This is a genomic window from Streptomyces sp. NPDC057428 (assembly GCF_042803195.1).
Classification (GTDB): Bacteria; Actinomycetota; Actinomycetes; order Streptomycetales; family Streptomycetaceae; genus Streptomyces.
Genome location: NZ_JBHVCT010000011.1, coordinates 63,472 through 86,497, shown reverse-complemented (window position 1 = coordinate 86,497; position 23,026 = coordinate 63,472). Strand labels below are relative to the sequence as shown.

The 23,026-nt window shown below is 70.1% G+C and carries 20 protein-coding genes, 1 pseudogene and 1 riboswitch; of the genes and pseudogenes, 15 read left to right on the top strand and 6 right to left on the bottom strand.

Annotated features, from left to right (window positions below; translation table 11 throughout):
- Positions 1-64: 64 nt before the first annotated feature.
- Positions 65-439 (top strand): VOC family protein, encoded by a 375-nt coding sequence (locus tag ACFU5K_RS07075; RefSeq protein WP_384057787.1) that lies wholly within the window; start codon positions 65-67, stop codon positions 437-439.
- Positions 440-901: 462 nt separating this feature from the next.
- On the opposite strand, the gene ACFU5K_RS07070 is transcribed toward ACFU5K_RS07075, so the two are convergent.
- A complete protein-coding gene (locus ACFU5K_RS07070) occupies positions 902-1,030 on the bottom strand; it encodes an LPFR motif small protein (protein WP_267883626.1) in 129 nt (42 codons plus the stop codon).
- Positions 1,031-1,357: 327 nt separating this feature from the next.
- Between ACFU5K_RS07070 and ACFU5K_RS07065 the strand changes: the two genes are divergently transcribed.
- From ACFU5K_RS07065 to ACFU5K_RS07055, 3 genes are all read left to right on the top strand, one after another.
- Positions 1,358-2,269: a hypothetical protein gene (locus tag ACFU5K_RS07065; RefSeq protein ID WP_384057785.1), complete on the top strand. Its 912-nt coding sequence runs from the start codon at positions 1,358-1,360 to the stop codon at positions 2,267-2,269.
- Between the two features lie 568 nt (positions 2,270-2,837).
- Positions 2,838-3,551, top strand: coding sequence for a lysophospholipid acyltransferase family protein (locus ACFU5K_RS07060; protein ID WP_384057824.1), 714 nt, complete (start codon positions 2,838-2,840; stop codon positions 3,549-3,551).
- An 86-nt stretch (positions 3,552-3,637) separates the two neighbouring features.
- Complete coding sequence (locus tag ACFU5K_RS07055; protein WP_384057822.1) at positions 3,638-4,666, top strand: NAD-dependent epimerase/dehydratase family protein; 1,029 nt, start codon at positions 3,638-3,640, stop codon at positions 4,664-4,666.
- Between the two features lie 93 nt (positions 4,667-4,759).
- On the opposite strand, the gene ACFU5K_RS07050 is transcribed toward ACFU5K_RS07055, so the two are convergent.
- Entirely contained in the window at positions 4,760-6,337 is a 1,578-nt protein-coding gene (locus ACFU5K_RS07050; RefSeq protein ID WP_384057784.1) for an alpha/beta hydrolase, read from the bottom strand.
- A 510-nt stretch (positions 6,338-6,847) separates the two neighbouring features.
- On the bottom strand, positions 6,848-7,972 hold the full coding sequence (locus tag ACFU5K_RS07045; protein WP_384057782.1) for a DUF3103 family protein: 1,125 nt from the start codon (positions 7,970-7,972) through the stop codon (positions 6,848-6,850).
- 756 nt (positions 7,973-8,728) lie between these two features.
- Positions 8,729-8,925: riboswitch (cyclic di-AMP (ydaO/yuaA leader) on the top strand.
- Between the two features lie 3 nt (positions 8,926-8,928).
- Here ACFU5K_RS07045 and ACFU5K_RS07040 point away from each other — a divergent pair.
- Positions 8,929-9,399 carry a C40 family peptidase gene (locus ACFU5K_RS07040; protein ID WP_384057781.1) on the top strand — a complete coding sequence of 157 codons (471 nt, stop codon included), beginning with the start codon at positions 8,929-8,931 and terminating at the stop codon, positions 9,397-9,399.
- A 67-nt stretch (positions 9,400-9,466) separates the two neighbouring features.
- On the opposite strand, the pseudogene ACFU5K_RS07035 reads toward ACFU5K_RS07040, so the two are convergent.
- A pseudogene (locus ACFU5K_RS07035) lies at positions 9,467-9,598 on the bottom strand (LysE family translocator); the annotation flags it as partial.
- 236 nt (positions 9,599-9,834) lie between these two features.
- A complete protein-coding gene (locus ACFU5K_RS07030) occupies positions 9,835-10,983 on the bottom strand; it encodes an 8-amino-7-oxononanoate synthase (protein ID WP_384057779.1) in 1,149 nt (382 codons plus the stop codon).
- 142 nt (positions 10,984-11,125) lie between these two features.
- Between ACFU5K_RS07030 and bioB the strand changes: the two genes are divergently transcribed.
- The 9 genes from bioB to mug all read left to right on the top strand — a co-directional run bounded on the left by bioB (position 11,126) and on the right by mug (position 20,895).
- Positions 11,126-12,289, top strand: coding sequence for a biotin synthase BioB (gene bioB / locus ACFU5K_RS07025; protein WP_384057778.1), 1,164 nt, complete (start codon positions 11,126-11,128; stop codon positions 12,287-12,289).
- Positions 12,282-13,586 (top strand): adenosylmethionine--8-amino-7-oxononanoate transaminase, encoded by a 1,305-nt coding sequence (locus ACFU5K_RS07020; RefSeq protein ID WP_384057776.1) that lies wholly within the window; start codon positions 12,282-12,284, stop codon positions 13,584-13,586. The genes bioB and ACFU5K_RS07020 overlap by 8 nt, the downstream gene beginning before the upstream one ends.
- Before the next feature lies 1 nt (position 13,587).
- On the top strand, positions 13,588-14,277 hold the full coding sequence (bioD, locus tag ACFU5K_RS07015) for a dethiobiotin synthase (protein ID WP_384057775.1): 690 nt from the start codon (positions 13,588-13,590) through the stop codon (positions 14,275-14,277).
- A gap of 72 nt (positions 14,278-14,349) precedes the next feature.
- The gene (locus ACFU5K_RS07010; RefSeq protein ID WP_384057773.1) at positions 14,350-15,045 is read left to right on the top strand and encodes a class I SAM-dependent methyltransferase; all 696 of its coding nucleotides are present in this window, start codon (positions 14,350-14,352) and stop codon (positions 15,043-15,045) included.
- A gap of 362 nt (positions 15,046-15,407) precedes the next feature.
- Positions 15,408-16,745 carry a hemolysin family protein gene (locus tag ACFU5K_RS07005; RefSeq protein ID WP_384057771.1) on the top strand — a complete coding sequence of 446 codons (1,338 nt, stop codon included), beginning with the start codon at positions 15,408-15,410 and terminating at the stop codon, positions 16,743-16,745.
- Entirely contained in the window at positions 16,742-17,761 is a 1,020-nt protein-coding gene (locus ACFU5K_RS07000) for a hemolysin family protein (protein WP_384057769.1), read from the top strand. The genes ACFU5K_RS07005 and ACFU5K_RS07000 overlap by 4 nt, the downstream gene beginning before the upstream one ends.
- A 102-nt stretch (positions 17,762-17,863) precedes the next feature.
- Positions 17,864-18,700 carry an SGNH/GDSL hydrolase family protein gene (locus tag ACFU5K_RS06995; protein WP_384057767.1) on the top strand — a complete coding sequence of 279 codons (837 nt, stop codon included), beginning with the start codon at positions 17,864-17,866 and terminating at the stop codon, positions 18,698-18,700.
- Positions 18,701-18,892: 192 nt separating this feature from the next.
- A complete protein-coding gene (purB, locus tag ACFU5K_RS06990; RefSeq protein ID WP_384057766.1) occupies positions 18,893-20,335 on the top strand; it encodes an adenylosuccinate lyase in 1,443 nt (480 codons plus the stop codon).
- A 14-nt stretch (positions 20,336-20,349) separates the two neighbouring features.
- Positions 20,350-20,895: a G/U mismatch-specific DNA glycosylase gene (gene mug, locus ACFU5K_RS06985; RefSeq protein ID WP_384057764.1), complete on the top strand. Its 546-nt coding sequence runs from the start codon at positions 20,350-20,352 to the stop codon at positions 20,893-20,895.
- Between the two features lie 22 nt (positions 20,896-20,917).
- Here the strand turns inward: mug and ACFU5K_RS06980 are convergent, their stop codons facing one another.
- Positions 20,918-21,355, bottom strand: a complete 438-nt coding sequence (locus ACFU5K_RS06980; RefSeq protein WP_384057763.1) for a hypothetical protein — start codon at positions 21,353-21,355, stop codon at positions 20,918-20,920.
- A 420-nt stretch (positions 21,356-21,775) separates the two neighbouring features.
- On the opposite strand from ACFU5K_RS06980, the gene ACFU5K_RS06975 reads away from it, so the two are divergent.
- On the top strand, positions 21,776-22,933 hold the full coding sequence (locus ACFU5K_RS06975; RefSeq protein ID WP_384057761.1) for an ROK family protein: 1,158 nt from the start codon (positions 21,776-21,778) through the stop codon (positions 22,931-22,933).
- Positions 22,934-23,026 lie beyond the last annotated feature (93 nt).

Sequence of the window (23,026 nt, the reverse complement as noted above, 5' to 3'; positions counted from 1 at the left end):
CAGCACTGCGGGCCCGACGGCGTACGAAGGGCGTGAGGGCCGCGTCCGGGGGCAGGGTGTGGCCATGACGACAACCCTCGGCGCCTTCGTACTCGGGACTCCCGATCCGCCCGCCTTGGCCGACTTCTACCGCGCCCTGCTGGGGTGGCAGGAAGTCGACCGGGAGCCCGGATGGGTCCGGCTGCGGGCTCCGGAACAGGAGCGGCCCGGCCTGAGCTTCCAGCTCGAAGCGGACCACACTCCCCCGGCCTGGCCCCAGCGCGCGGGCGTTCAGCAGATGCAGGCGCATCTGGACCTGCAGGTCGACGACATCGACGCCGAGACCGAGCGGGCCTGCGCCCTGGGCGCCACACTCGAGGAACACCAGCCCCAGAGGGACGTGCGGGTCCTGCGCGACCCTCACGGCCACCCGTTCTGCCACTTCCTCCCCGGCGGCTGAGCGCCGGACACCGGACGTGTCCGGGGGCTGGGGGCGATCTGATCGCACGCCGCTATACCTATGCGCAATTTCGTCCATCTGTCGCAGAGGGGGCGGGTCGGAGCCGGGGGAAAGCGGTTGTTCGGAGCCGCATACGCCTGAGGCGGAAGTAATGCTGCGTGGCGTCGATCTCCGCGGGCCAATCGCATAGGGGGCGGCCTTTCCCACGCCCCCAGGCGGCCAGAAAAGTCAGGCCGTGAAATCGGGATGCCAGTCGGGCGATATCCGCCGGGCAGGCCGACGCGCAGCACCGACGTCCTATGTTTTACCGAAGGCGGAGTACTCCTCGCGCTTCGGAATTCCGATACCGGGGCGTCACCGGATCGGCGCTTTCATACCCCGACCCGGAGCGGGCCGAGAGCAGCCTCGGCCGCTCCGCGTCGATCGGGCGGACCGGCACGCCCGTTTCCGCCGCACGACGCCTCAGTGGTGGCCGTGCGCTGTGTCGGAGGCGCCGCCGAAGAGCCGGGCGACGGCACGGAAGGGAAGGGTCACCACCGTGGCGATGGCTCCACCGATGGAACGGAGGACATCCGCGATTGCCTTGAGCATGTGAGGGTCTCCTTCTTTTCGTCGTCGCAGCGCCTCTGACGGCGCCGCGATCACGTTCATCCGCCTCGTACCCTGTGGGGTGGGACAGAAACTCCGCGCTCTTCGCCACCGAGGACGCGTGCCGGCCGGCGCATTCCGCATCTCGACCGCACCGCGAGGCATTTCTCCGTCGAACAGGATGCCCATTCAGGCGCGCATCCGGGGTGCGGCACCCGCTGTTTCCAGCTGACTGCCGCACGTCGCCTCGGAGATTGCGTCTCGGTTTCGCCCGGTCGACACTTGAACGGGGAGATCGCCAGGGACAACGATCGAGGATGTGTGCGCATCATGCCCAGCTCCGAAAGCGCCGATCGCGAGACCAACGGCTCGAACGGCCACGAGATCGGAGGCCCGCAGGACCGTAGCCCCGACAGGGGACCGTCGGACGTCTTTCTCGATGTTCCCGCTCTCCATGTGGACGAACTCGACCTGGAGGTCGACGACCTCGAGGCCCACGTCTCCTTGCAGGCGGAGGTACTGGACCTGCTCAAACTGAACGTCGGCGCCGATGTGCGGCTCGGACACGTGAAACTCGACATCGAGGGCGTGGACGTGCAGGCACAGCTCAGGGTGCGGCTCCACAACATCGCCGTGATCGTCACCCGACTCCTCACCACGGTGGACCGCAATCCCCAGGTGCTGGAGCAGTTGACACGCGACCTCGGCACGGCGGTCGAGGACATCGCGTCCGGCACCGGGCGGGCCGTCGGAGAACTGGGCGAGGGAGCCGGCACGGCGGTGAGCGATGTCGGGCGCGGCGCCGGGTCGGCAGCCGAGGCCGTCGGTGAGGGCGCGGGTACGGCGGTGGAGGGTGCAGACGCCGGAGAAGTGATCCGCGGGGGTGTGGAAGCCGTCGGCGACAGTGCCGTGAACGCTGGCGCCGAGGACGCCGTCGGGGTCGCCCGGACCGAGACGGAGCCGCACGGCGAGGGGGAGGAACACGCACCCACCAGGAGTCCGCACCGGGCTCCCGAGCGACGCCGCTCGAAGTCCAGCGGTGCCGGACACGCCGGCGGTGCGGACAAGCCGCGCTCGGGTACGAAGACGAAGGACAGGACCGCTCCGGCGAGAAGGACCTCCCCCGCCAAGAAGACAGCGGCAAGGAAGGCGTCCTCCGCGAAGCCTGCGGCGAGGAAGGCCGGCAGCGCGGCAGCGCGGTCGGGCGGCAAGGCCACCGGCCGCGCCCGCCGCCGCACTTGAGGATTGTCCCGGAACCCGGGGTGAGCCGGCCCGGCTGAAACCCTCGGCTGCTCCGCCTTGTTCCTGCGGCCCTTCCCGGAGGTTGCGCCGTCCCCGCCGGGAGATCCACACCCGATCTCGGCGCCACACACCTGCTCGGTCCGGAGCGCCGCCGCTCCGGCGCCTCAGGGCGGCCGAGGACCTGGCGCCGCCGCTCGGGCGTCATGTCTGCTTCCCAGAGCCTGGGTGGGCACACGACAAGGCAGCGTGACGTGACGCTCTTTCAGGTCAGGTGACGGGGCGCCACCCGCGGAGCGTACTGCCCAGGCCCGGGTGCGTGCTCACCTGGGCACCCTCTCGCGGCCGTCCGCACACGATCGGAACGATCTGCTTCCCAGAGCCTTTGGAGGCAACTGGAACACGGCTACGATCGATCACCGGAGACGGTCCGGCCCATACCGAGGGGACGCATCGGGGTAGGTCGGCGAGGAGCCGACGGGGGTCCGACCGGACCTTGCCAGCGACAACATCATGCGTGACCTGGCAGAACGCGGCCACCAGCCCGGTCAAGAAGGCTAGGAGAGAAGCTGTGTTCTATTACGTCCTGAAGTACGTCGTGCTGGGCCCCCTGCTGCGGCTGGTCTTCCGGCCCCGCATCGAGGGGCTGGAACACATTCCCGACGACGGTGCGGCCATCGTCGCGGGCAACCATCTGTCCTTCTCCGACCACTTCCTGATGCCCGCGATCCTCAAGCGGCGCATCACTTTCCTCGCGAAGGCCGAGTACTTCACCGGCCCCGGCGTCAAGGGGAAGCTGACCGCGGCCTTCTTCCACAGCATCGGCCAGATCCCCGTGGACCGTTCGGGCAAGGAAGCGGGACAGGCCGCCATCCGCGAAGGGCTGGGAGTGCTGAGCAGGGGCGAGTTGCTCGGCATCTATCCGGAAGGCACCCGGTCCCACGACGGACGGCTCTACAAGGGCAAGGTCGGCGTCGCGGTGATGGCGATCAAGGCCGGGGTCCCGGTCATCCCGTGCGCGATGGTGGGAACCTTCGAGATCCAGCCGCCCGGACAGAAGATGCCCAAGGTGAAGCGCGTCGCGATCCGCTTCGGCGAGCCGCTCGACTTCTCCCGCTACGCGGGCTTGGAGGACCAGAAGGCTGCCATCCGGGCGGTCACCGACGAGATCATGTACGCCATCCTCGGTCTCTCCGGGCAGGAGTACGTCGACGAGTACGCGGTCAAGGCGAAGGCGGCCCAAGCCACCGACCAGCCCAAGAAGTTCCCACGCCGGTCACGCTGAGCGGGAAATCTGCTGGCAGCCGATCCGCCTGGTCCGGCCGCCGGATGCGCCGTAGCGTCTTCCGTATGAGCAAAGGACGAGCGTTCGTGCTGGGCGCCACGGGACAGATCGGCCGGGTCGCCGTGCGTGCCCTGGCCGAGGACGGATGGGACGTGACAGCGGCCTCGCGCGGTGGCGGCCGTGATGACGGATGGCACGACGATGTCCGCGTCGTGGCTGTCGACCGTGGCGAGGAGGGGGCGCTGGAGGCCGCGCTGGGCGACGGATGCGACGTACTCGTCGACATGGTCGCGTTCGACCGGCGTCACGCGGCGCAGTTGGCGGCCCTCACCGACCGGACCGGATCCGCGGTCGTCATATCCAGCGGCGCGGTGTACGAGGACGACCGGGGCCGCAGTTTCGACACACAGGGTGAGCCCGACGGCTTCCCGCGCTGCCCGGTGCCGATCCCCGAGTCGCAGCGGACGGTCGCCCCGGGCGACGCCACGTACGGGACACGGAAGGTGCTGCTGGAGCATGAACTGCTGGCGCTGGGCGCCGCGTTGCCCGTGACCTTCCTGCGGGCCGGAGCGGTCCACGGGAAGCACTGCCGCACACCGCGCGAGCTCTACTTCGTGAAGCGGCTGATGGACGGCCGCCGGCGGCGGGTACTCGCCCACGACGGGCTGAGTCGGTTCCATCCGGTCCATGTGTCCAACGTCGCCGAGCTCATCCGGCTCGCCGCCGCGCGGCCGGCCTCACGGGTCCTCAACGCGGCCGATCCGGACGCGCCGACCGTCGCCGAGATCGGCGTGGCCGTGGACGACGTGCTCGGGCTGAAGACCGAAACGGTGCTGGTGGCGGGTCCTCCGCCCAGAGGCGGAATCGGCGAGACACCGTGGAGCGGTGCGCATCCCGTCGTCTACGACATGGCCGCGGCCGGGAGGGCGCTGGGCTATCGCCCCGTGACCGACTACGTCCGGTCGCTGCCGGAGACCGTCGAATGGCTGGCGGCGCGGTTGGACGGGCGGGAGTGGTGGCAGGCCTTCCCGAAGATGGCACGCACCTACGGCGAGGCGCTCTTCGACTACGCGGCCGAGGATGCCTGGCTGGAGCGGTACCGTCCGGATTCATGAGCGGCCCGGGCCCGCTGGGGAGCGTGAGCGCCCACCGGGGTGGGCGGGCGACCGCCGGGAAACATCGGCCGCCCGCCCACGTCCAGAGGGGTGTTACGGCTTCGGCGTGGCGTGCGGGGTGCACGTCACATCGTGCCTGTCGGTCTCCCCGGTGAGCAGGTAGGTCTCCACCCGCTCGTTGATGCAGGGGTTCACCAGTCCGGTCACGCCGTGTGATCCCGCGTCCTTCTCGGTGATGAGACGCGAGCCCTTGAAGCGCTTGTGCAGCTGGACGGCGCCCTCGTACGGGGTGGCGGCGTCACGCGTGGACTGCACGATCAGCACCGGGGGGAGCCCCTTGCCGGTTCGGACCTCCAACGGGCGCTGCTGCTTGGCCGACCAGGTCGCACAGGGCAGGTTCATCCAGGCGTTGGCCCAGGTCATGAACGGGTAGTCCTGGTGCAGCCTCGTGTTGTCGCGGTCCCACTTCTTCCAACTGGTGGGCCACTTGGCGTCGGCGCACTCGACCGCCGTGTACACGGCATTGCCGTTCTCCGCGCTGATGTTGCCCGCGGTGTCCGACAGGTCGGGTGCCGCGGCGTCGATCAGGGCCTGGGTGTCGCCGCCCAGGTAGGCGCTCCAGACCCGCGCAGTGGGTGCCCAGGCGGAGTCGTAGTACGGCGCACTCTGGAAGAAGCCGATGAGCTCGGCGGGTCCCACGACGCCACCGATCGGGCTCTTCTTGGCGGCCGCACGCAATGTCAGCCAGGCCTGCTCGACCTTCGCCGGCGTGTTCCCGATGTGGAACGCTGCGTCGTTCTTGGCGACCCAGGCCTTCCAGTCGTCCCAGCGCATCTGGAAGGCGACGTCCTGGTTGAGGTTGGCCTCGTACCAGATGTTGTCCGTCGAGGGGTCGACGACGCTGTCCACGATCATGCGGCGTACGTGCGACGGGAAGAGCGTCCCGTAGACCGCGCCCAGGTAGGTGCCGTAGGAGACACCCAGGAAGTTGAGCTTCCGCTCACCGAGCGCGGCACGGATGACGTCCAGGTCGCGTGCGGTGTTGGGGGTGGTCATGTGCGGCAGCATCTGACCGCTGCGCTCGGCGCAGCCGTCGGCGTACTCGGCCGCCAGCTTGCGCTGTGCCCGCTTGTCGGCCTCGCTGTCGGGAACCGGGTCGGCCTTCGGGGCCTTGACGAACTCCTGCGGGTCGATGCAGGAGATCGGCGCCGAGTGGCCGACCCCGCGCGGGTCGAAGCCGACGAAGTCGTACGACTTCGCGGTGTTCGTCCAGAGGGGGTTCTTGGTCACGATGCGCTTCGGGAACGCCATTCCGGAGCCGCCGGGGCCTCCGGGGTTGTAGACTAGGGCGCCCTGCCGTTCGGCCTTCGTGCCGGTGCTGGTGTGCCGGTCGACCGCGAGCTTGATCTGCTTGCCGTCCGGCTTGCTGTAGTCGAGTGGGACGCTGACCCACCCGCACTGGATGGGAGCGGCGATCGCCCAGTCCGCCGGACAGTCCTTCCAGTCGATACCGGCCCTGGCGGCCCTGGCGGCGGCAGTCTGCACCCCGCGCGCCTCGCGGTCGCCGTGGTGGCGGCCGTCGGCACCGGCGGCCGGTGCGGCTATCGCGCCCGCTATGAGCGTGCCCGCGATCAGAGTGCCGGCCGAACCGAGCAGTGCTGTGCGTCTCAAAGTGGCACCTCCCCCTAGGTGATGCGCCGCCGATGACGGCGCCGTTGGTCGTGCGTCCGGCAGATCCTTTCGTCTGTGAGGTTGCTGAGAACAGGGCGTACACCTGTTTCTTTACCGAACCAATAGCCGGTGCGCGCTGTCCCGCTGAGCGAACTCAGGCCCTCGAGGGGTGCTTTGACCCCTTCAGGGGCTTCTCTGCGCAGTTCTTCGCCGAACCGCCACACGGTCTGGACACCCTGCCGGGCTCGGGCGCAGTCGAACTCAAGGCCGCGCAGGCACAGCAAGCTCACCCGTCATCGCTATCGCCCACCGGCGCCAGACCGCACGGCGAAAGCTGAGCCCAATTGCACGACGTCCGCTGAGTCGTGCCGGGCGGGAACTATGTCCCCGCCCGGCAACTACCGGCGACATCGCCTAGCGGACCCAGGCCTGTCGGGATGTCTTGCCGCCGTCGTTGTGGAAGGGCGCACCCCCGACTTCACGCCGCACAACTCCGCTCGGTACCAGGTGTCAGAACTGTTCCACGTAGTACGGCTGCACGCCCATCCAGCCGTTGCCGCGTGCCCCGTACCGGATACCGTTATCGCTCTGTGCCAGGGTGTACCAGGAGTCGACATAGTCGGGGTCGTCGGTCCACCAGTCATCGGGAATGGCGTCCAGCACGGCGTTGACCAGCGGGACGTATACACCCTGATCGGTGACGGTGAGCAGAACGGCGGCGATGGCCTTGGCCAAGTCGCGGTAATTGGTGCTCCCGTCCTCCTCCATCATGACGGCGTCGGCCAGGTTGTATTTGTAGTTGGACCAGTTCACCAGGATCTGGTTCGGCCGGTATGTGGTTCCGTCGTTGTCCAGGTACGGCATGTCGACCGGGTCGACCCGAACCTTGCCGTCAAGGCCGAACCCTGTGACGAGGGTGTAGATCTCTGCGTCACCCTTGACCCAGGGCTCCTCGTCGTCGGAGAGCCTGATCTCCGAGATGCGGGTGGTCCAGAACCCCGAAGTGGCAGCCGACGGCGTCTCGGCGGGTGAGGTCAGACCTTGACGGCTGAGCTCGTCGTTGAGCACCTTGAGCCCCGCCGCGAGGGCCTTGGATGCGTCGATGTCGACGATGTACACCGGGTGGCTGGGCACCGCACCAGCGTCGAGTATGTGGGTCCGGCCCAGGCTGTCGTAAGCCGTGACAGTGCGGGCGTCCTCATCGACGGCGCTCGCGGCCACCCACGGCGTGGCACCGGCCGCCAATGCGCCGCGCATGGAATCGGCTCCGAGTCTCAGCCGCAGCAGCGAGCCGACCCCCGGGTCCAGACCCTTGGCGGTGGCGATCCGTCGGTCGGCTCTGATCAGGGCGGCCTGGAGCCGGCCGGGAGCCTTGCCTGCGAGGGCGGTCACAGCCAACTCATCGGAGGTGAGCGCGGCATCGCGCATCCGGGCGCGCCAGGTGGAGTCCGACAGTGATGTGGCGATGGCGCGGGCGGCCTGGTTTTCCGTCTCGGTAACGGTGGAAGACGGTACTTGCGTTCGCGGTGCCTCCGTGGCGGGGAGCGCGGTGGCGGTCTGGGCGGCCGGCAGGGCCAGCAGACAGGCGGCGATGAGGGGCACAACGCCGCGCCGACGAGTGTGGTGGTGTCTCACGAGAGCATTCCTCCTGGGAGCGTGCAACGCATGGGACGTACGGCCAGGGCGGAGAAGAGGCCGGAATCTATGCGAGTAGATACCGGCCGGGCCAAGCATGACGGTGCCGTGTCATTCCGACAAGAGTGCCGTCCGGATAGAGGCAGGGGGATGTGTAGATGGCGCTCGGGTACCCGAGTACCGCGGTGATCCCCCTCAGTGGAGTCGTCAGCTTGGCCGGTCAGAGCTCGTGGCGGCTCTCTGGCCGTTGGCGTGGGAGAAAACGCGAGGTGATCCCGTGGGAGGTGGTCCTGACGTTGATCTGCCTGCGCTTGCCGGCGACGCAGGCCCGCGGGTGGGCGGCAGACGCGAACACGTCCAAACTCCGCAGCCGAAAACCGCCGGTCGGGAACGGCGACTCAACGGCCCCCACGTTTGGTGCGTTGAGGTGAGGTTGCGACAAACAGGACCTTCTCGGCGTCCCGCGCCGACACGCCCGACGACCCGATGAGTTTTCCTCGCTCGTTCGGCGTAGAAGGTCCCCCACCCGAGGGACAGCCCAACTTGCGCAACTAGCACGGACACTGAACGGAATCTGTCGTTCCGCCGCTGGTACGGGGCTGGTCCGGCACAGCCGCCGGCCGCCCGGATCAGCCCCGTCCACCCGAACGGATGAGTGGTGACGACTCTCACATATCGCAGCTTCAACGAGGAAATCCGGCAGTGCGTGCGTAAAGATCCGTGGGACGACAAGCCCCCGCCACCGCGGCGGGGCGGTCCGGGCGGACGCCGAGTCCTGCCGCTGTCCGGATGCCTGGTCGACAGGAGTGGATCGGCAGGAGTGGAGGACCCGAGCACAACGGGCCGCCCGGACATCCGGACGGCCCTCGGGGTGAAGCCGCCTAGCGCGGCCGGGCAACTTCGCCAGCCCGAACCCGACAGGTCATCCTTCACAGGCGGCTGACGAAGGGTTGCGCATGACTGCGCAGGTTCATGTCCCGTCTCTGTTCGCCCGGGTCGGTACGGCCTCGGTTCTCACATTCGCTGTAGGCACCACGATGCTGGCCCCGGGCTTCGTCGACGACGCCGAGGCCGCGAGCCGTTCGACAAGGGCTCTCGACATCGCCGCCTCCAAGAAGGGCGCGCCCTACAGATACGGCGCCGCGGGTCCGCACCGGTTCGACTGCTCCGGGCTGACGCTCTACTCGTACCGGAAAGCGGGCAAGAAACTTCCCCGCACGGCGCAGCAGCAGTACAACAAGACCCGCCATATCTCCAGGTCGCAGCGGAAACGCGGCGACCTGGTCTTCTTTCACGCGGGGCGCAGTGTCTACCACGTCGGGATCTACGCCGGCAGCGGCAGGATCTGGCACTCACCGAAGACCGGGGCGGTGGTCCGGCTGGAGAAGATCTGGTCGAACAGCGTCTGGTACGGGAGGGTCCGCTGACTCCTGCGCCCGCCCGGTGCCGGCACCTCTGACGCCGGCACCGCTCCTCACCTGGCCCAGTGCGGCAGGGACCCGTCACCAGCACGAGTCCCAGCGCGGTGAACGCCGCGCCGCCGCCGCCCTCGACAGCGCGGGCGGTACGCGGCCGGCGCAGCCACCTGCGGAGGCGGTCCCCGGCCGGTTTCCAGATGAGCGCGAGCGGCCGCCACGACGCTCCTGGCGCTGCTGCGGAGCGGTTTCGGCCGGACCGGCACGCCGTGAACCCCGGTCAGGTCTGGGCCGGGACGGCCCAGCGCACACCGAGACCGGGTCGCTCGGAAGGTGACGGTTGCTTCCCTATGGTCCCACTGGCCACTGGGAGCGGCTGGTGGCACACCGATCCTTCGTCACCGGACTCCACGCCCGCCGGGTCCGCGGTGACCGCGTCGGGGGACCTCAGCTGACCTGCGGGGGCGCCGATCCGACGATCGTGGCCACCGCGGACTCGATCTGCGCCGTCGTCAGGTCCGCCCGGGCCGTCAGCCGGAGTCGCGAGATCCCGTCCGGCACCGAAGGCGGCCGGAAGCACCCCACCGCGAGGCCTGCGGCACGGCAGTCCGCGGCCCAGCGCACCGCGGATTCCGCCGACGGTGCGCGGACCGAGACGACGGCCGCGTCCGGGCGCACCGCGGTGAGCCCGGCGGCGGTCAGCCGGCCGTGAAGTTCGGCGGCCACCTCCCGCGCCCGGCCTGCTCGTCCGGGTTCGCGGCGCAGCAGCCGCAGTGCACCGGAGGCCGCGCCGGCAGCCGCCGGGGCGAGACCGGTGTCGAAGATGAACGTCCGGGCGGAGTTGACCAGATGGGAGATGACCCTGTCCGGCCCGAGCACCGCTCCACCCTGACTCCCCAGTGACTTCGAGAGGGTGAGCGTGGCGACGATCCCTTCCCCGCCCGCGAGTCCTGCGGCGGCGAGGGCGCCGCGCCCGCCGTCCCCCAGCACGCCCAGACCATGTGCGTCGTCCACCAGGAGGGCTGCGCCCGCGTCCCTGCATGCCTCGGCGAGGGGCGCCAGCGGGGCTGCGTCACCGTCGACCGAGAAGACGGAGTCGGTCACGGCCAGAGCCCGTCCCGTGTGCGTCCGGAGCGCCTTGCGCACGGCCTCGGGGTCCGCGTGCGGCACGACCGCGGTGGCGGCCCGGGAGAGCCGGCAGCCGTCCACGATCGAGGCGTGGTTGCCGGCGTCGGACACGATCAGAGAGTCGTGTCCGGTGAGCGCGGTCAGGGCGGCGAGATTGGCCGCGTAGCCGGACGAGAAGACCAGGGCCGCCTCGAAGCCGCAGAAGTCGGCGAGTTCGCGTTCGAGGCGGGCGTGCAGCGCGGTGGTTCCGGTGACCAGCCGCGAACCGGTGGCTCCCGCGCCCCATTCACGTGCTGCGTCAGCCGCGGCGGAGGTGACCTCGGGATGCCTGGTCAGCCCCAGGTAGTCGTTGCTCGCGAGGTCCAGCAGATCCGTCCGGGAGGCCCGGGGGCGCAGGGTCCGGACGAGTCCGGCGTCTGTGCGGCGGCGGGTCTCGTCGTCGATCCAGTCGAACGGGGCGTAGGACATGAGCGGGTCCCTTTGTAGGCAGTTCACAGACCCTAGCCCGGGGCGCAACAGGCCAGGGTGTGGCAATACACACAGCATCGTCCGACGGTCCTGTCCGGTTCCTCCTTGGCCGGAGGCGGTGTCGTACGTCAGGATCAACGCCATGGACCTGCTGAACACGCTGGTGGACAAGGGGCTGCGGCGCGAACTGCCGACCCGTGACGAAGCGCTCGCCGTACTGGCGACCTCCGACGACGAACTGCTCGATGTGGTGGCCGCTGCCGGAAAGGTGCGCCGCCAGTGGTTCGGCAGGCGCGTCAAGCTCAACTACCTGGTCAACCTGAAGTCGGGGCTCTGCCCCGAGGACTGCTCCTACTGCTCGCAGCGGCTCGGTTCCAAGGCCGAGATCCTCAAGTACACCTGGATCAAGCCGGACGAGGCGGAGAAGGCCGCTTCCGCCGGGGTGGCCGGCGGCGCCAAGCGCGTGTGTCTGGTGGCCAGCGGCCGGGGGCCGACCGACCGGGACGTCGACCGGGTGTCGAAGACGATCGAGGCGATCAAGGGGCAGCACGAGGACGTCGAGGTGTGCGCCTGTCTCGGTCTGCTGTCCGAGGGTCAGGCCGAGCGCCTCAAGTCCGCCGGCGCCGACGCGTACAACCACAACCTCAACACCTCCGAGGGGACGTACGGGGACATCACGACCACCCATACGTACGCCGACCGGGTGGACACCGTGCAGCAGGCCCAGGCCGCCGGTCTCTCGGCGTGCTCCGGGCTGATCGCCGGCATGGGCGAGACCGACGCCGACCTCGTCGACGTCGTCTTCTCGCTCCGTGAGCTGGATCCCGACTCCGTGCCGGTCAACTTCCTGATCCCCATGGAAGGGACCCCGCTCGCGAAGGACTGGCACCTCACTCCTCAGCGGTGCCTGCGCATCCTCGCGATGGTCAGGTTCGTGTGCCCGGACGTGGAGGTGCGGCTCGCGGGCGGCCGTGAGGTCCACCTGCGCTCGATGCAGCCGCTCGCCCTCAACCTGGTCAACTCCATCTTCCTGGGCGACTATCTGACCAGCGAGGGCCAGGCGGGGCAGACCGACCTCGACATGATCGCGGACGCCGGTTTCGAGGTGGAGGGGGCGGGGACGCAGACACTCCCCGAGCACCGGGCGGAGCCTTCCGCGGGCTGCGGTTCGCACGAGGGCGGCTGCGCTCCGTGCGGCGACTCCCCTCGGACGGCCCCGGAGCCGGCGGAGGCGCAGGCGGCACGTACGGATCTGGTGGCGGTGCGCCGCCGCGGCGCCGGGACGGATCTCGCACCCAATGCCTGACCTGTTCACCCCCGCCGAACTCCGCGCCCTGGACCGGGCCCACGTCTGGCACCCCTACGGACCGATGCCCGGCCGCCAGGAGCCACTGGTCGTCCGGTCCGCATCCGGGGTGCGGCTGCGGCTCGCCGAATCCGTCCTCGGGCAGAGCGAGTTGGTGGACGGTATGTCGTCCTGGTGGTCGGCGGTGCACGGCTACAACCATCCGGTGCTCAACGACGCCGCCCGGAGCCAGCTGGACCGGATGAGTCATGTGATGTTCGGCGGGCTCACGCACGAACCCGCCGTCCGGCTGGCCGCCCGGCTGGTGGAGATCACCCCGGAGCCACTGCAACACGTCTTTCTCGCCGACTCCGGTTCGGTCTCGGTCGAGGTCGCGGTGAAGATGTGCCTGCAGTACTGGCGCTCGGCCGGGCGGCCGGGCAAGCACCGGCTGCTGACCTGGCGCGGCGGGTACCACGGGGACACCTGGCAGCCGATGTCGGTGTGCGACCCCGAGGGCGGGATGCACGACCTCTGGTCGGGCTCGCTCCCCCGGCAGGTCTTCGCGGACGCACCGCCCGACGGCTTCGACGCGGAACCGGACGACGCGTACGTACGGCACGTGAACGACCTGATCGCCGCCCACCGTGACGAACTGGCCGCCGTGATCGTGGAGCCGGTGGTCCAGGGAGCGGGCGGGATGCGCTTCCATTCGCCGGCCTACCTGCGGGTGCTGCGCGAGGCGTGCGACGCCAACGACGTGCTTCTGGTGTTCGACGAGATCGCGACCGGTTTCGGGCGGACGGGGGAGCTCTTCGCGGCCGGACACGCGGGGGTGTCACCGGATGTCATGTGCGTCGGCAAGGCGCTGACCGGGGGCTACCTGACGCTGGCTGCGACGCTGTGCACCACGCGGGTGGCGGAGGGCATTTCCCGCGGAGAGGTACCCGTGCTGGCCCACGGGCCCACGTTCATGGGCAACCCGCTCGCCTCGGCCGTGGCGTGCGCGTCCGTGGACCTCCTGCTGGGCCAGGACTGGCAGTCGGAGGTGAAGCGGATCGGTGCGGGGCTCCGGGACGGTCTCGCGGAAGCCGCGGAGCTCCCGGGCGTGCGTGACGTCAGGGTGCTGGGCGCCATCGGCGTCCTACAGCTCGATCACGAGGTCGACATGGCGGCCGCGACACGGGCCGCGGTGCGCGAGGGCGTGTGGCTGCGGCCGTTCCGCGATCTCGTGTACACGATGCCGCCCTACGTGACAGGCGACGACGACGTCGCGAGGATCGGCCGGGCCGTGTGCGCGGCGGCGAAGGAGGGCTGAGATGGCGATCCTGGTGGTGACCGGGACGGGCACCGAGATCGGCAAGACGATCGTGACGGCGGCGGTGGCGGCTGCCTCCGCGAAGCGGCGGGTCGCTGTCCTCAAACCGGCCCAGACCGGCCTGGCGCCGGGCGAGCCGGGGGACGCCGCGGAGGTGGTACGGCTGGCGGGCGGCCATGTGACCGCGGTCGAACTGGCCCGCTTCCCGGAGCCGCTGGCGCCCGGGACGGCGGCACGCCGGGCCGGCATGGCACCCGTACGCCCCTTCGAGATCGTGGAGGCCGCGCGGAAACTGGCGACGGAACACGACCTGGTGCTCGTCGAGGGAGCGGGTGGACTGCTCGTGCGCTACGACGACGAGGGGTCCACGCTCGCGGACGCCGCCCGGTTGATGGCCGCGCCCGTCCTGGTCGTGGCCCCCGCCGGCCTGGGCACGCTGAACGCCACCGCCCTGACGACGGAGGCGCTGCGGACCAGAGGCCTGACCTGCCTCGGTGTGGTCGTGGGCAGCATGCCGGCCGAGCCGGACCTGGCATCCCGGTGCAACATGGAGGACCTCCCGGTCTCTGCGGGGGCTCCGCTGCTCGGCGCGGTTCCGGCCGGGGCGGGCGCGCTGGCTCCGGCCGACTTCCGTGCATGCGCGCGGAGTTGGCTCGCCCCCGAGCTCGGAGGAAATCGTCGGTGCGGCTGAGGGGCTGAGTACGCCCGTACGGGGGAGAATCGAAGTGGAGCCGTATCTCCGCGTCCTCCGAGGAGGCCTGCCATGCGTCGGCGCAGCACGAATGTCCCCCGCGACGCCGTGCACCACCCCGTGTTCGCCCGTTTCTACGCCCGGATGAGCGTGACGGCCGATCTCAAGGCGGGCGTCGCCGCCCGTCGCGAGGAACTTCTCGCAGGGCTGTCCGGCCGGGTCATCGAGATCGGCGCGGGCAACGGTCTCAACTTCGCGCACTACCCCGGAGCCGTCTCGGAGGTTGTGGCGATCGAGCCCGAGCGAAGTCTGCGGCGACTGGCGGCCGCCGCCGCGATGCGGGCGGAGGTGCCTGTCGACGTGGTGCCGGGAATCGCGGAGGCCCTGCCGGTCAAGAGCGAGGCGTTCGACGCGGCTGTCGCCTCGCTTGTCCTGTGCACCGTACGCGACCTCCCCCGGGCCCTGGCGGAGATCAAGCGGGTGCTGCGGCCGGATGGCGAGTTGCGCTTCTTCGAGCACACCCTCGCGTCCGGCCGGACGCTGGCGACGACGCAGCGGGTGGCGGACCGCACGGTGTGGCCGCTCCTGTTCGGTGGCTGTCACACAGCGCGGGACACCGTCGCGGCGATCGAGGAGGCCGACTTCCGGATGGGGACGTACCGCAGGTTCCGCATCCCGGAGAAAGGGGTGTCTTTGCCGACCACGCCCTGCGTGCTCGGCGTCGCCCGCAGGTCCGCCGTGGTGGACCGGATGGCGCAGGCGGGCTGAGAGGGCCCGGCCAGAGGCTCCATCGGCGCAGCTGATCGGCGATGGCCCGTGCGCCCGAGCCCGGAACAGCCGCAGGCGTCGCGGGCATGAGCACCGACACTGATCGCTACCATCGCGAGGACAACCGGCGACGCCGGATCAAGTCCCCGTGTGCGGGGCGCAGCGGCCGGCCGCCGCCGGCGACCGCGCCGGGACCGTCCGACGCCGTCAGCTTTTTGCCGACCCTTTACTATGGACGTTCGACCGTCCGACCCGTTCGAAAGGTGTGAGCGTCCGCCCATGGGCGAGCCCCCCAGTAGTCGATTCCGCCGACATCGCGCGATCCTCCAGCCACTGCCCGATCATGGGACGGAGGTGAACCGATGACCGAAGTACTACTGCTCTTCACGGCCTTGCTGCTCTCCCTCGCCTGCGGTGTCTTCGTGGCGGCGGAGTTCTCCTTGACCACGGTGGAGCGCGGCCAGCTCGAACGGTCCGTCGAGCAGGGGGAACGCGGGGCGGCGGGAGCGCTCAAGGCCGTACGCAGCCTCACCTATCAGCTCTCCGGCGCACAGCTCGGCATCACCGTCACCAATCTGGTGGTCGGCATGCTCTCCGAGCCGTCCATCGCCGCGCTGATCCGGGGGCCGCTGGAGGCGATCGGGCTGTCGCCCGGCGTGTCCTCCTCGCTGGCGCTCGTGATCGGTACGGCGCTGTCCACCGTGGTCCTGATGGTGGTGGGCGAGCTCGTCCCGAAGAACTGGGCGATCTCGTCCCCGCTGGCCGTCGCCAGGAGGGTCGCCGCACCGCAGCGCATGTTCACCGCGGTCTTCCGCCCCTTCATCAGCCACCTCAACAACACGGCCAACCGGATCGTGCGCCGGTTCGGCCTGGAGCCGGCCGAGGAGCTCGCCACCGCGCGCAGCCCGCAGGAACTGGTGGCCCTGGCCCGTCACTCCGCGAAGGAGGGCGCACTTGAAGCGGACACCGCCGAGCTCTTCGTACGCACACTCAACCTGTCCGAACTGACGGCGGAGAACGTGATGACGCCCCGCGTGCAGGTCACCGCCCTCGAAGTTCAGGCGACCGCCGAGGACGTCGCGAACGCCACGCGGGCGACGGGCCTCTCCCGCTTCCCGGTCTACCGGGGCAGCCTGGACACGGTCGTCGGTATCGCGCACATCAAGGACGTCCTGGCCATCCCGGCCGACCAGCGGCCCCGCAAGAGGGTGTCGGACATGCTGCGCGAACCGCTGCTCGTGCCCGAGACCCTCACCGTCGACCGCCTGCTGGACCGGCTCTCCGGTAAGCCGGCCATGGCGGTCGTCATCGACGAGTACGGCGGCACGGCGGGAGTCGTGACGCTGGAGGACATCGTGGAGGAAGTCGTCGGCGAGGTGCGGGACGAACACGACCCCCACGAGACGCCCGACCTGGCCCCGGCAGGTGAGGACGCCGACGGCCGCACTCTGTGGTCGGCCGACGGAGCGGCCCGCACGGACCAGCTCCGTACGATCGGGCTGCGGGTGCCGGACGGTCCCTACGAGACGCTGGCCGGCCTGATCGCGACAAAGGTCGGCCGCATCCCCGTGGTCGGCGACACCGTCGAACTGGCCGGCTGGCGGATCGACGTCGTGGACGCATCCGGGCACCGTGCGGCTCGCGCCCTGCTGCACGCACCGCTGATCGGTGACGACGAGCCGGCGGAGGACGAACGATGACCGTCGTCCAGCTCTTCATCGGCCTGCTGACCCTGGTCGTCAACGCCTTCTTCGTCGGTGCCGAATTCGCCCTGATCTCCGTGCGCCGCAGCCAGATCGAGCCTGAGGCCGAGGCGGGGAACCGGCGCGCGCGCAGTGTCATCTGGGGCTTGGAGCACGTGTCGGCGCTCCTCGCGGCGGCGCAGCTCGGCATCACGCTCTGCACCCTGGTGCTGGGTATCGTCGCCGAACCCGCCATCGCCCATCTGCTCGAGCCCGTCTTCGACGCGGTGGGTGTGTCCCACGGGCTCGTGCACCCGATCTCCTTCGTCATCGCCCTGACGGTGGCGACGTACCTGCACATGCTGCTGGGCGAGATGGTGCCGAAGAACATCGCACTGGCCGAGCCCGCGAGGACCGCGCTACTGCTCGGGCCGCCCCTGGTGACCCTGGCCAGGGCGCTCAAGCCGGTGATCTTCGCGATCAACGCCTTCGCGAACGCCCTGCTCAGGATCCTTCGCGTGGAGACGAAGGACGAGGTCTCCGCGACCTTCTCCGACGACGAACTGGCCCGCCTCGTCAAGGACGCCGAGGACTCCGGACTCGTCGACGACCGTTCGGCGGACCGGCTGCGTCACGCCCTGGAGCTGGGCCGACGTCCGGTCCAGGACGTGATCATGCCGGTCGACCGCGTGCTGTACGCGAGGGTCGGCACGACTCCGGAGGAGCTGGAGCGGCTCTCGCACGAGTCCGGCTTCTCGCGGTTCCCGGTCATGGACAGCGAGCGGCGCATCATCGGCTACCTGCACGTGAAGGACGCCCTCGACGCCACGCCGCGAGACGTCCCGTTCCCGGTGTCGGCCCTCAGGCCGATCGCCCGGGTGCGCGCCGCGACCCCGCTGGACGACGTGCTGACCGCGCTGAGGCGCAGCCGCACGCACCTTGCGGCGGTGCTGGACGAGGACGGCCGGCTGGCCGGCATGGTGACGATGGAGGACGTGCTGCGCGAGCTGGTGGGCAGGCCGCAGGCCCGCTGACACCGGCGCGCCGGGGCCGGCGGAGAGGTGCGAGGCGGTGGCCGCGCACCTCTCCGCTTCCACGTCGTGCCCCGGCGCGTACGCGGTACGATCGGCTTCGCCATGGAATTGAATGCCTCCTACACCAGTCTCGTAGCGGTCGGCGACTCGTTCACCGAGGGCATGTCGGACCTGCTGCCCGACGGCTCGTACCGCGGCTGGGCCGACGTCCTCGCCACCCGCCTCGCCACCCGCTCCCCCGGCTTCCGGTACGCCAATCTCGCTGTGCGCGGAAAGCTCATCGGCCAGATCGTCGACGAGCAGGTCCCCATCGCCGTGGCGCTCCAGCCGGATGTGATCACACTCGTCGGCGGACTCAACGACACCCTGCGGCCGAAGTGCGACATGGGTATGGTGCGCGGTCGGCTGGAGGAGGCGGTGGAGCGTCTCGCGCCGGCGTGCAAGACGCTGGTCCTGATGCGCAGCCCCGGTCGGAACGGCCCCGTCATGGAGCGGTTCCGCCCGCGTATGGAGGAGCTGTTCTCGCTGGTCGGAGACCTGGCTGACCGCCACGGCGCGCTGGTGACCGACCTGTACGGCGCGCCGTCGCTGGGCGATCCGCGGATGTGGGACGTCGACCGGCTGCATCTGAACACCGAGGGGCACCGCAGGGTCGCGGAGGCCGTCTGGCAGACGCTGGGCTTGCCCGGGGAGAGCGACTGGCAGACTCCGATGGCCGCCACCGCGCCCGTTCGCTGGGCCCGTCGACGCGTCGACGACGTGCGGTTCGCCAGGCAGCATCTGATGCCGTGGATCGGGCGGCGCCTCACCGGACGTTCCTCGGGCGACGGACGGGCCGGCGCGCAGTACGACGCGGGGCTCGGGCAGGGCTTCTGGATCACACCCGAGGACGCGTCGGCTCCCGGACCCGTCACGGGCTGGCGTCGGCTGGACGGCTGACCCGCCGGAGCACTGACGTCGCTTTACGGGCCACGACCGGGCCGGGCCGCGGTGCGGCTCGCGCCGGACCGGTCGGACCGGGCGGCTGCGCGGGGACTTCCCCCGCTCCTGCCGCACGGGGAGCTCTTCGTAGGAAGCCACAGACCGACCCTCGGCGCGGACCTGCAGAAACCGCCAGTAGAATCCGGACACGTGACTGCTGTGTCTGCGAAGCCTCGCATCCCCAATGTCCTGGCCGGCCGCTATGCCTCCACGGAGCTGGCCGTCCTCTGGTCCCCCGAGCAGAAGGTGAAGCTGGAACGTCAGCTGTGGCTGGCGGTGCTGCGCGCTCAGAAGGACCTCGGGATCGAGGTTCCCGACAAGGCGCTGGCCGACTACGAGCGTGTGCTCGACCAGGTCGACCTGGCCTCCATCGCCGAGCGCGAGAAGGTCACCCGGCACGACGTGAAGGCCCGGATCGAGGAGTTCAACGCTCTCGCCGGCCATGAGCAGGTCCACAAGGGCATGACTTCCCGGGACCTCACCGAGAACGTCGAGCAGCTGCAGATCCGGCTCTCGCTGGAACTGATGCGGGACCGCACGGTGGCGGTCCTGGCCCGCCTCGGCAAGCTGGCCGGGGAGTACCGCGAGCTGGTCATCGCGGGCCGCTCCCACAACGTCGCCGCGCAGGCGACGACGCTCGGGAAGCGCTTCGCGACCGCGGCGGACGAGCTGCTGGTGGCGTACGGGCGGCTCGAGGACCTGCTGGACCGCTATCCGCTGCGTGGCATCAAGGGGCCGGTCGGCACGGCTCAGGACATGCTGGACCTGCTCGGCGGCGACGCGAACAAGCTGGCCGACCTGGAACAGCGCATCGCCGGACATCTCGGCTTCGCACACGCCTTCACCTCCGTCGGCCAGGTCTACCCCCGCTCCCTCGACTACGACGTGGTGACGGCCCTGGTGCAGCTGGCTGCCGCACCGTCGTCGGTCGCGAAGACCATCCGGTTGATGGCAGGGCACGAGCTGGTGACCGAAGGCTTCAAGCCGGGCCAGGTCGGCTCGTCGGCGATGCCGCACAAGATGAACACCCGCTCCTGCGAGCGTGTCAACGGTCTGATGGTCATCCTGCGCGGCTACGCGTCGATGACGGGTGAGCTGGCGGGCGACCAGTGGAACGAGGGCGACGTGTCCTGTTCCGTGGTCCGCCGCGTCGCGCTCCCCGACGCCTTCTTCGCATTCGACGGTCTCCTCGAGACCTTCCTCACGGTGCTCGACGAGTTCGGCGCTTTCCCCGCGGTCGTCGCGCGCGAGCTGGACCGCTACCTGCCCTTCCTGGCCACCACCAAGGTGCTCATGGGCGCGGTACGGGCCGGGGTCGGCCGTGAGGTGGCCCACGAGGCCATCAAGGAGAACGCGGTCGCCTCCGCACTCGCCATGCGGGAACAGGGCGCGGAGCGCAACGAACTGCTGGACAAGCTCGCGGCCGACGAGCGCATCCCGCTCTCCCGTGAGCAGCTCGATGCCCTGATGGCCGACAAGCTCTCTTTCACCGGTGCGGCAGGCGACCAGGTCAGCGCTCTCGTGGCCCGGATCGAGGAGATCGCCAAGCAGCACCCCGAGGCCGCTGGGTACACCCCCGGTTCCATCCTCTGACGGCACTGCACCGGATGGCACCCGAAGCGTCACCGGCCGCCCGCGACCACGTCGTACCCGACGTGGTCGCGGGCGGTCTGCGTGTGTTGTTCTGCGGCATCAACCCCAGCCTCATGACGGCTGCCACCGGGCACCACTTCGCGCATCCGGGCAATCGCTTCTGGCCCGTGCTGCACCTTTCGGGCTTCACCGCCCGGCAGTTGAGGCCGTCCGAACAGCGTGAACTGCTGGACTACGGCCTGGGCATCACCAATGTCGTGGCAAGACCCACGGCGCGAGCGAGCGAACTGGGTACGGAAGAGTTCCGCGCGGGCGGCCGAGCCCTTACGGCGAAGGTCGAGGAGCTCGGGCCGTCGTGGCTGGCCGTGGTGGGTGTCACCGCGTACAGGACGGCCTTCGGCGACCGCCGCGCACAGATCGGTCCGCAGGAGCGCACCGTCGGCGGCGCTCGCGTGTGGGCCCTGCCGAACCCCAGTGGTCTGAACGCTCACTGGACAGTGGCGACCATGGCCGACGAGTACGCGCGTTTCCGGGAGACGGTCGCCGCAAGCAGGACGTGAATCGCCTCCGGTCTCCACTCCGTCAGGGCGGGTCCACCACCGTCACGATGATGCCCAGCTCGCACCCCGGCCGCGCCTCCCGCAGGTACAGCACCATCGCTATCCACCGCCCGTCGACCCGCCAGAGCCGCAGGTACTCGCACCCACCGACAGGTTCGGCCCACGGCTCGGCCATCACCTCGCCTGCCGCCATCCGCTCCTGGGCGCTCCACACTCCGACGACCTGAGGTTTGCCCCAGCGAAGCGTCAGCAGCACGAGCAAGGCGTCATGCTCCGCCAGGCACTGCGCTCGTTGTTCCACCCCATCCGTGGTGTCGCCCTCCCCGCAGACGTCCTCTCGGAGAAGGAGTGCTGTGTGGTAGCCGGGTCCGCTGACGCCTGTGCCCGAGTGAACTCGCTCCGAAGGGAAGTCCTGGGCGCGCAATCCGTCGATGAGGCCGAGGTGATGTGCGGTCGTCATATCGTCAGTAAACCCCTGCCCACTGACACATGGCGGTGCGTCGGGCAGTGCACCGGGCGTCCGGCTCCACCAACAGGTCGCGATCACCCGTACCTGTGTGTGCGCGGCGTTCGGCCGACTCGAGCCGGGTCGGGGAGTTACGTCGGTGTCAGGGCGCCGCGCGCTCGTGCGGAACCGCGCCGGCTCCGCGGTGGAGAGTCATCTCGGTTCGGTTCCGGTGAAGTTGGGCGCCGGGGATCGGACCCAGGCGGTGACCGCCGCCTGCGTGCCGGTGCCCGTGACTCCGAGCCGACCGGGATCGGCCCCGCCGTGCTCCGTCCACCCGACGCGGCGGCTTCGGCCTCTCCACGAGTGCTGGTCGCCGCGGCCGGGGGCAGCGAGTAGCATCCGGCTGACACGCACGACCTGGGAGGACACACGGTGGGCAGGCTGACCGGTGGGGACCCGTCTCTGCTTCGGCGGATCAATTCCGCAGTGGTGCTGCACGCCCTGCGAGGCGCGGATGCGCCCACACTCACTGACCTGACGCGGATCACCGGCCTGTCCCGCCCCACGGTCGAGGGGGTCGTCGAGGGCCTCTTCGGTGAGGGTCTGGTGGTCGAGGCGCTGCCTGACGACAGCGGAGCCCGGCGCCAGGGGCGGCCGGCCAGGCGGTTCAGGTTCCGTGCCGAGGCGGGGTACCTGCTGGGCGTCGAGATCGGTTCTCATCGGGTGTCCGCCCTCCTGTCGGGGCTGGACGGGAGAGTGGTCGGCGCGGGTTCGCGTGACGTCTCGGAGACTGCGTGTGCGGATGACAGGCTCGAACAGGTCAGGGCCATGATCGTAGATCTGCTGCGGCGTACCGGGGTGGCGCGGAACAGTCTGCGTGCGGTGGGGGTCGGCAGTCCGGGCATCGTGGAGGCGGACGGCACCGTACGACTGGGGACGGCGCTGCCCGACTGGACCGGTCTCCCACTCGGCGAGAGACTGCGGCGCTCTTTCCGTTGTCCGGTCCTGGTGGAGAACGACGCCAACGCCGCGGCGGTGGCCGAGCACTGGAAGGGCGCGGCGACGGAGTCCGACGACATCGTGTTCGTGCTGGCGGGCTTGAGCCCGGGCGCGGGTTCGCTGATCGGGGGGCGACTGCACCGTGGGTTCGGTGGTGCGGCCGGGGAGATCGGCGCGCTGCATCTGCTGGGCAGGGACGTCACACCGGAACACCTGCTCTCCACGACGGACACACCGCTCGACCCTCTGGACGAGCACGCGGTCGCCGCGGTGTTCGCCAAGGCCAGGGACGGGGACACGGGGGCCCAGGCGGCAGTCGCCCGGTTCAATCAGCGGCTGGTCCACGACGTCGCCGCTCTGGTCCTGGCGCTCGATCCCGAGGTCGTGGTGATCGGCGGCTGGGCCGCCGGCCTGGACGGGGTTCTGGACCCTCTTCGTGTCGAGCTCGCCCGCTACTGTCTGCGGCCGCCGCGGGTCACTCTCTCGCTCCTGGGTGAGGCCGCCGTCGCCACCGGCGCGCTGCGGCTGGCGCTGGACCACGTGGAAAAGCAGCTCTTCGCCGTCGAGACAACGGTGACGGCCCGCCGCTGACAGCGACGGGCCATACCGAAAAGCCATGACGCAGAGGCCCGTTCCTCGGCCCCGGCACACCTGTGCCGGTCGGGCTCAGGCACACCCTGTATC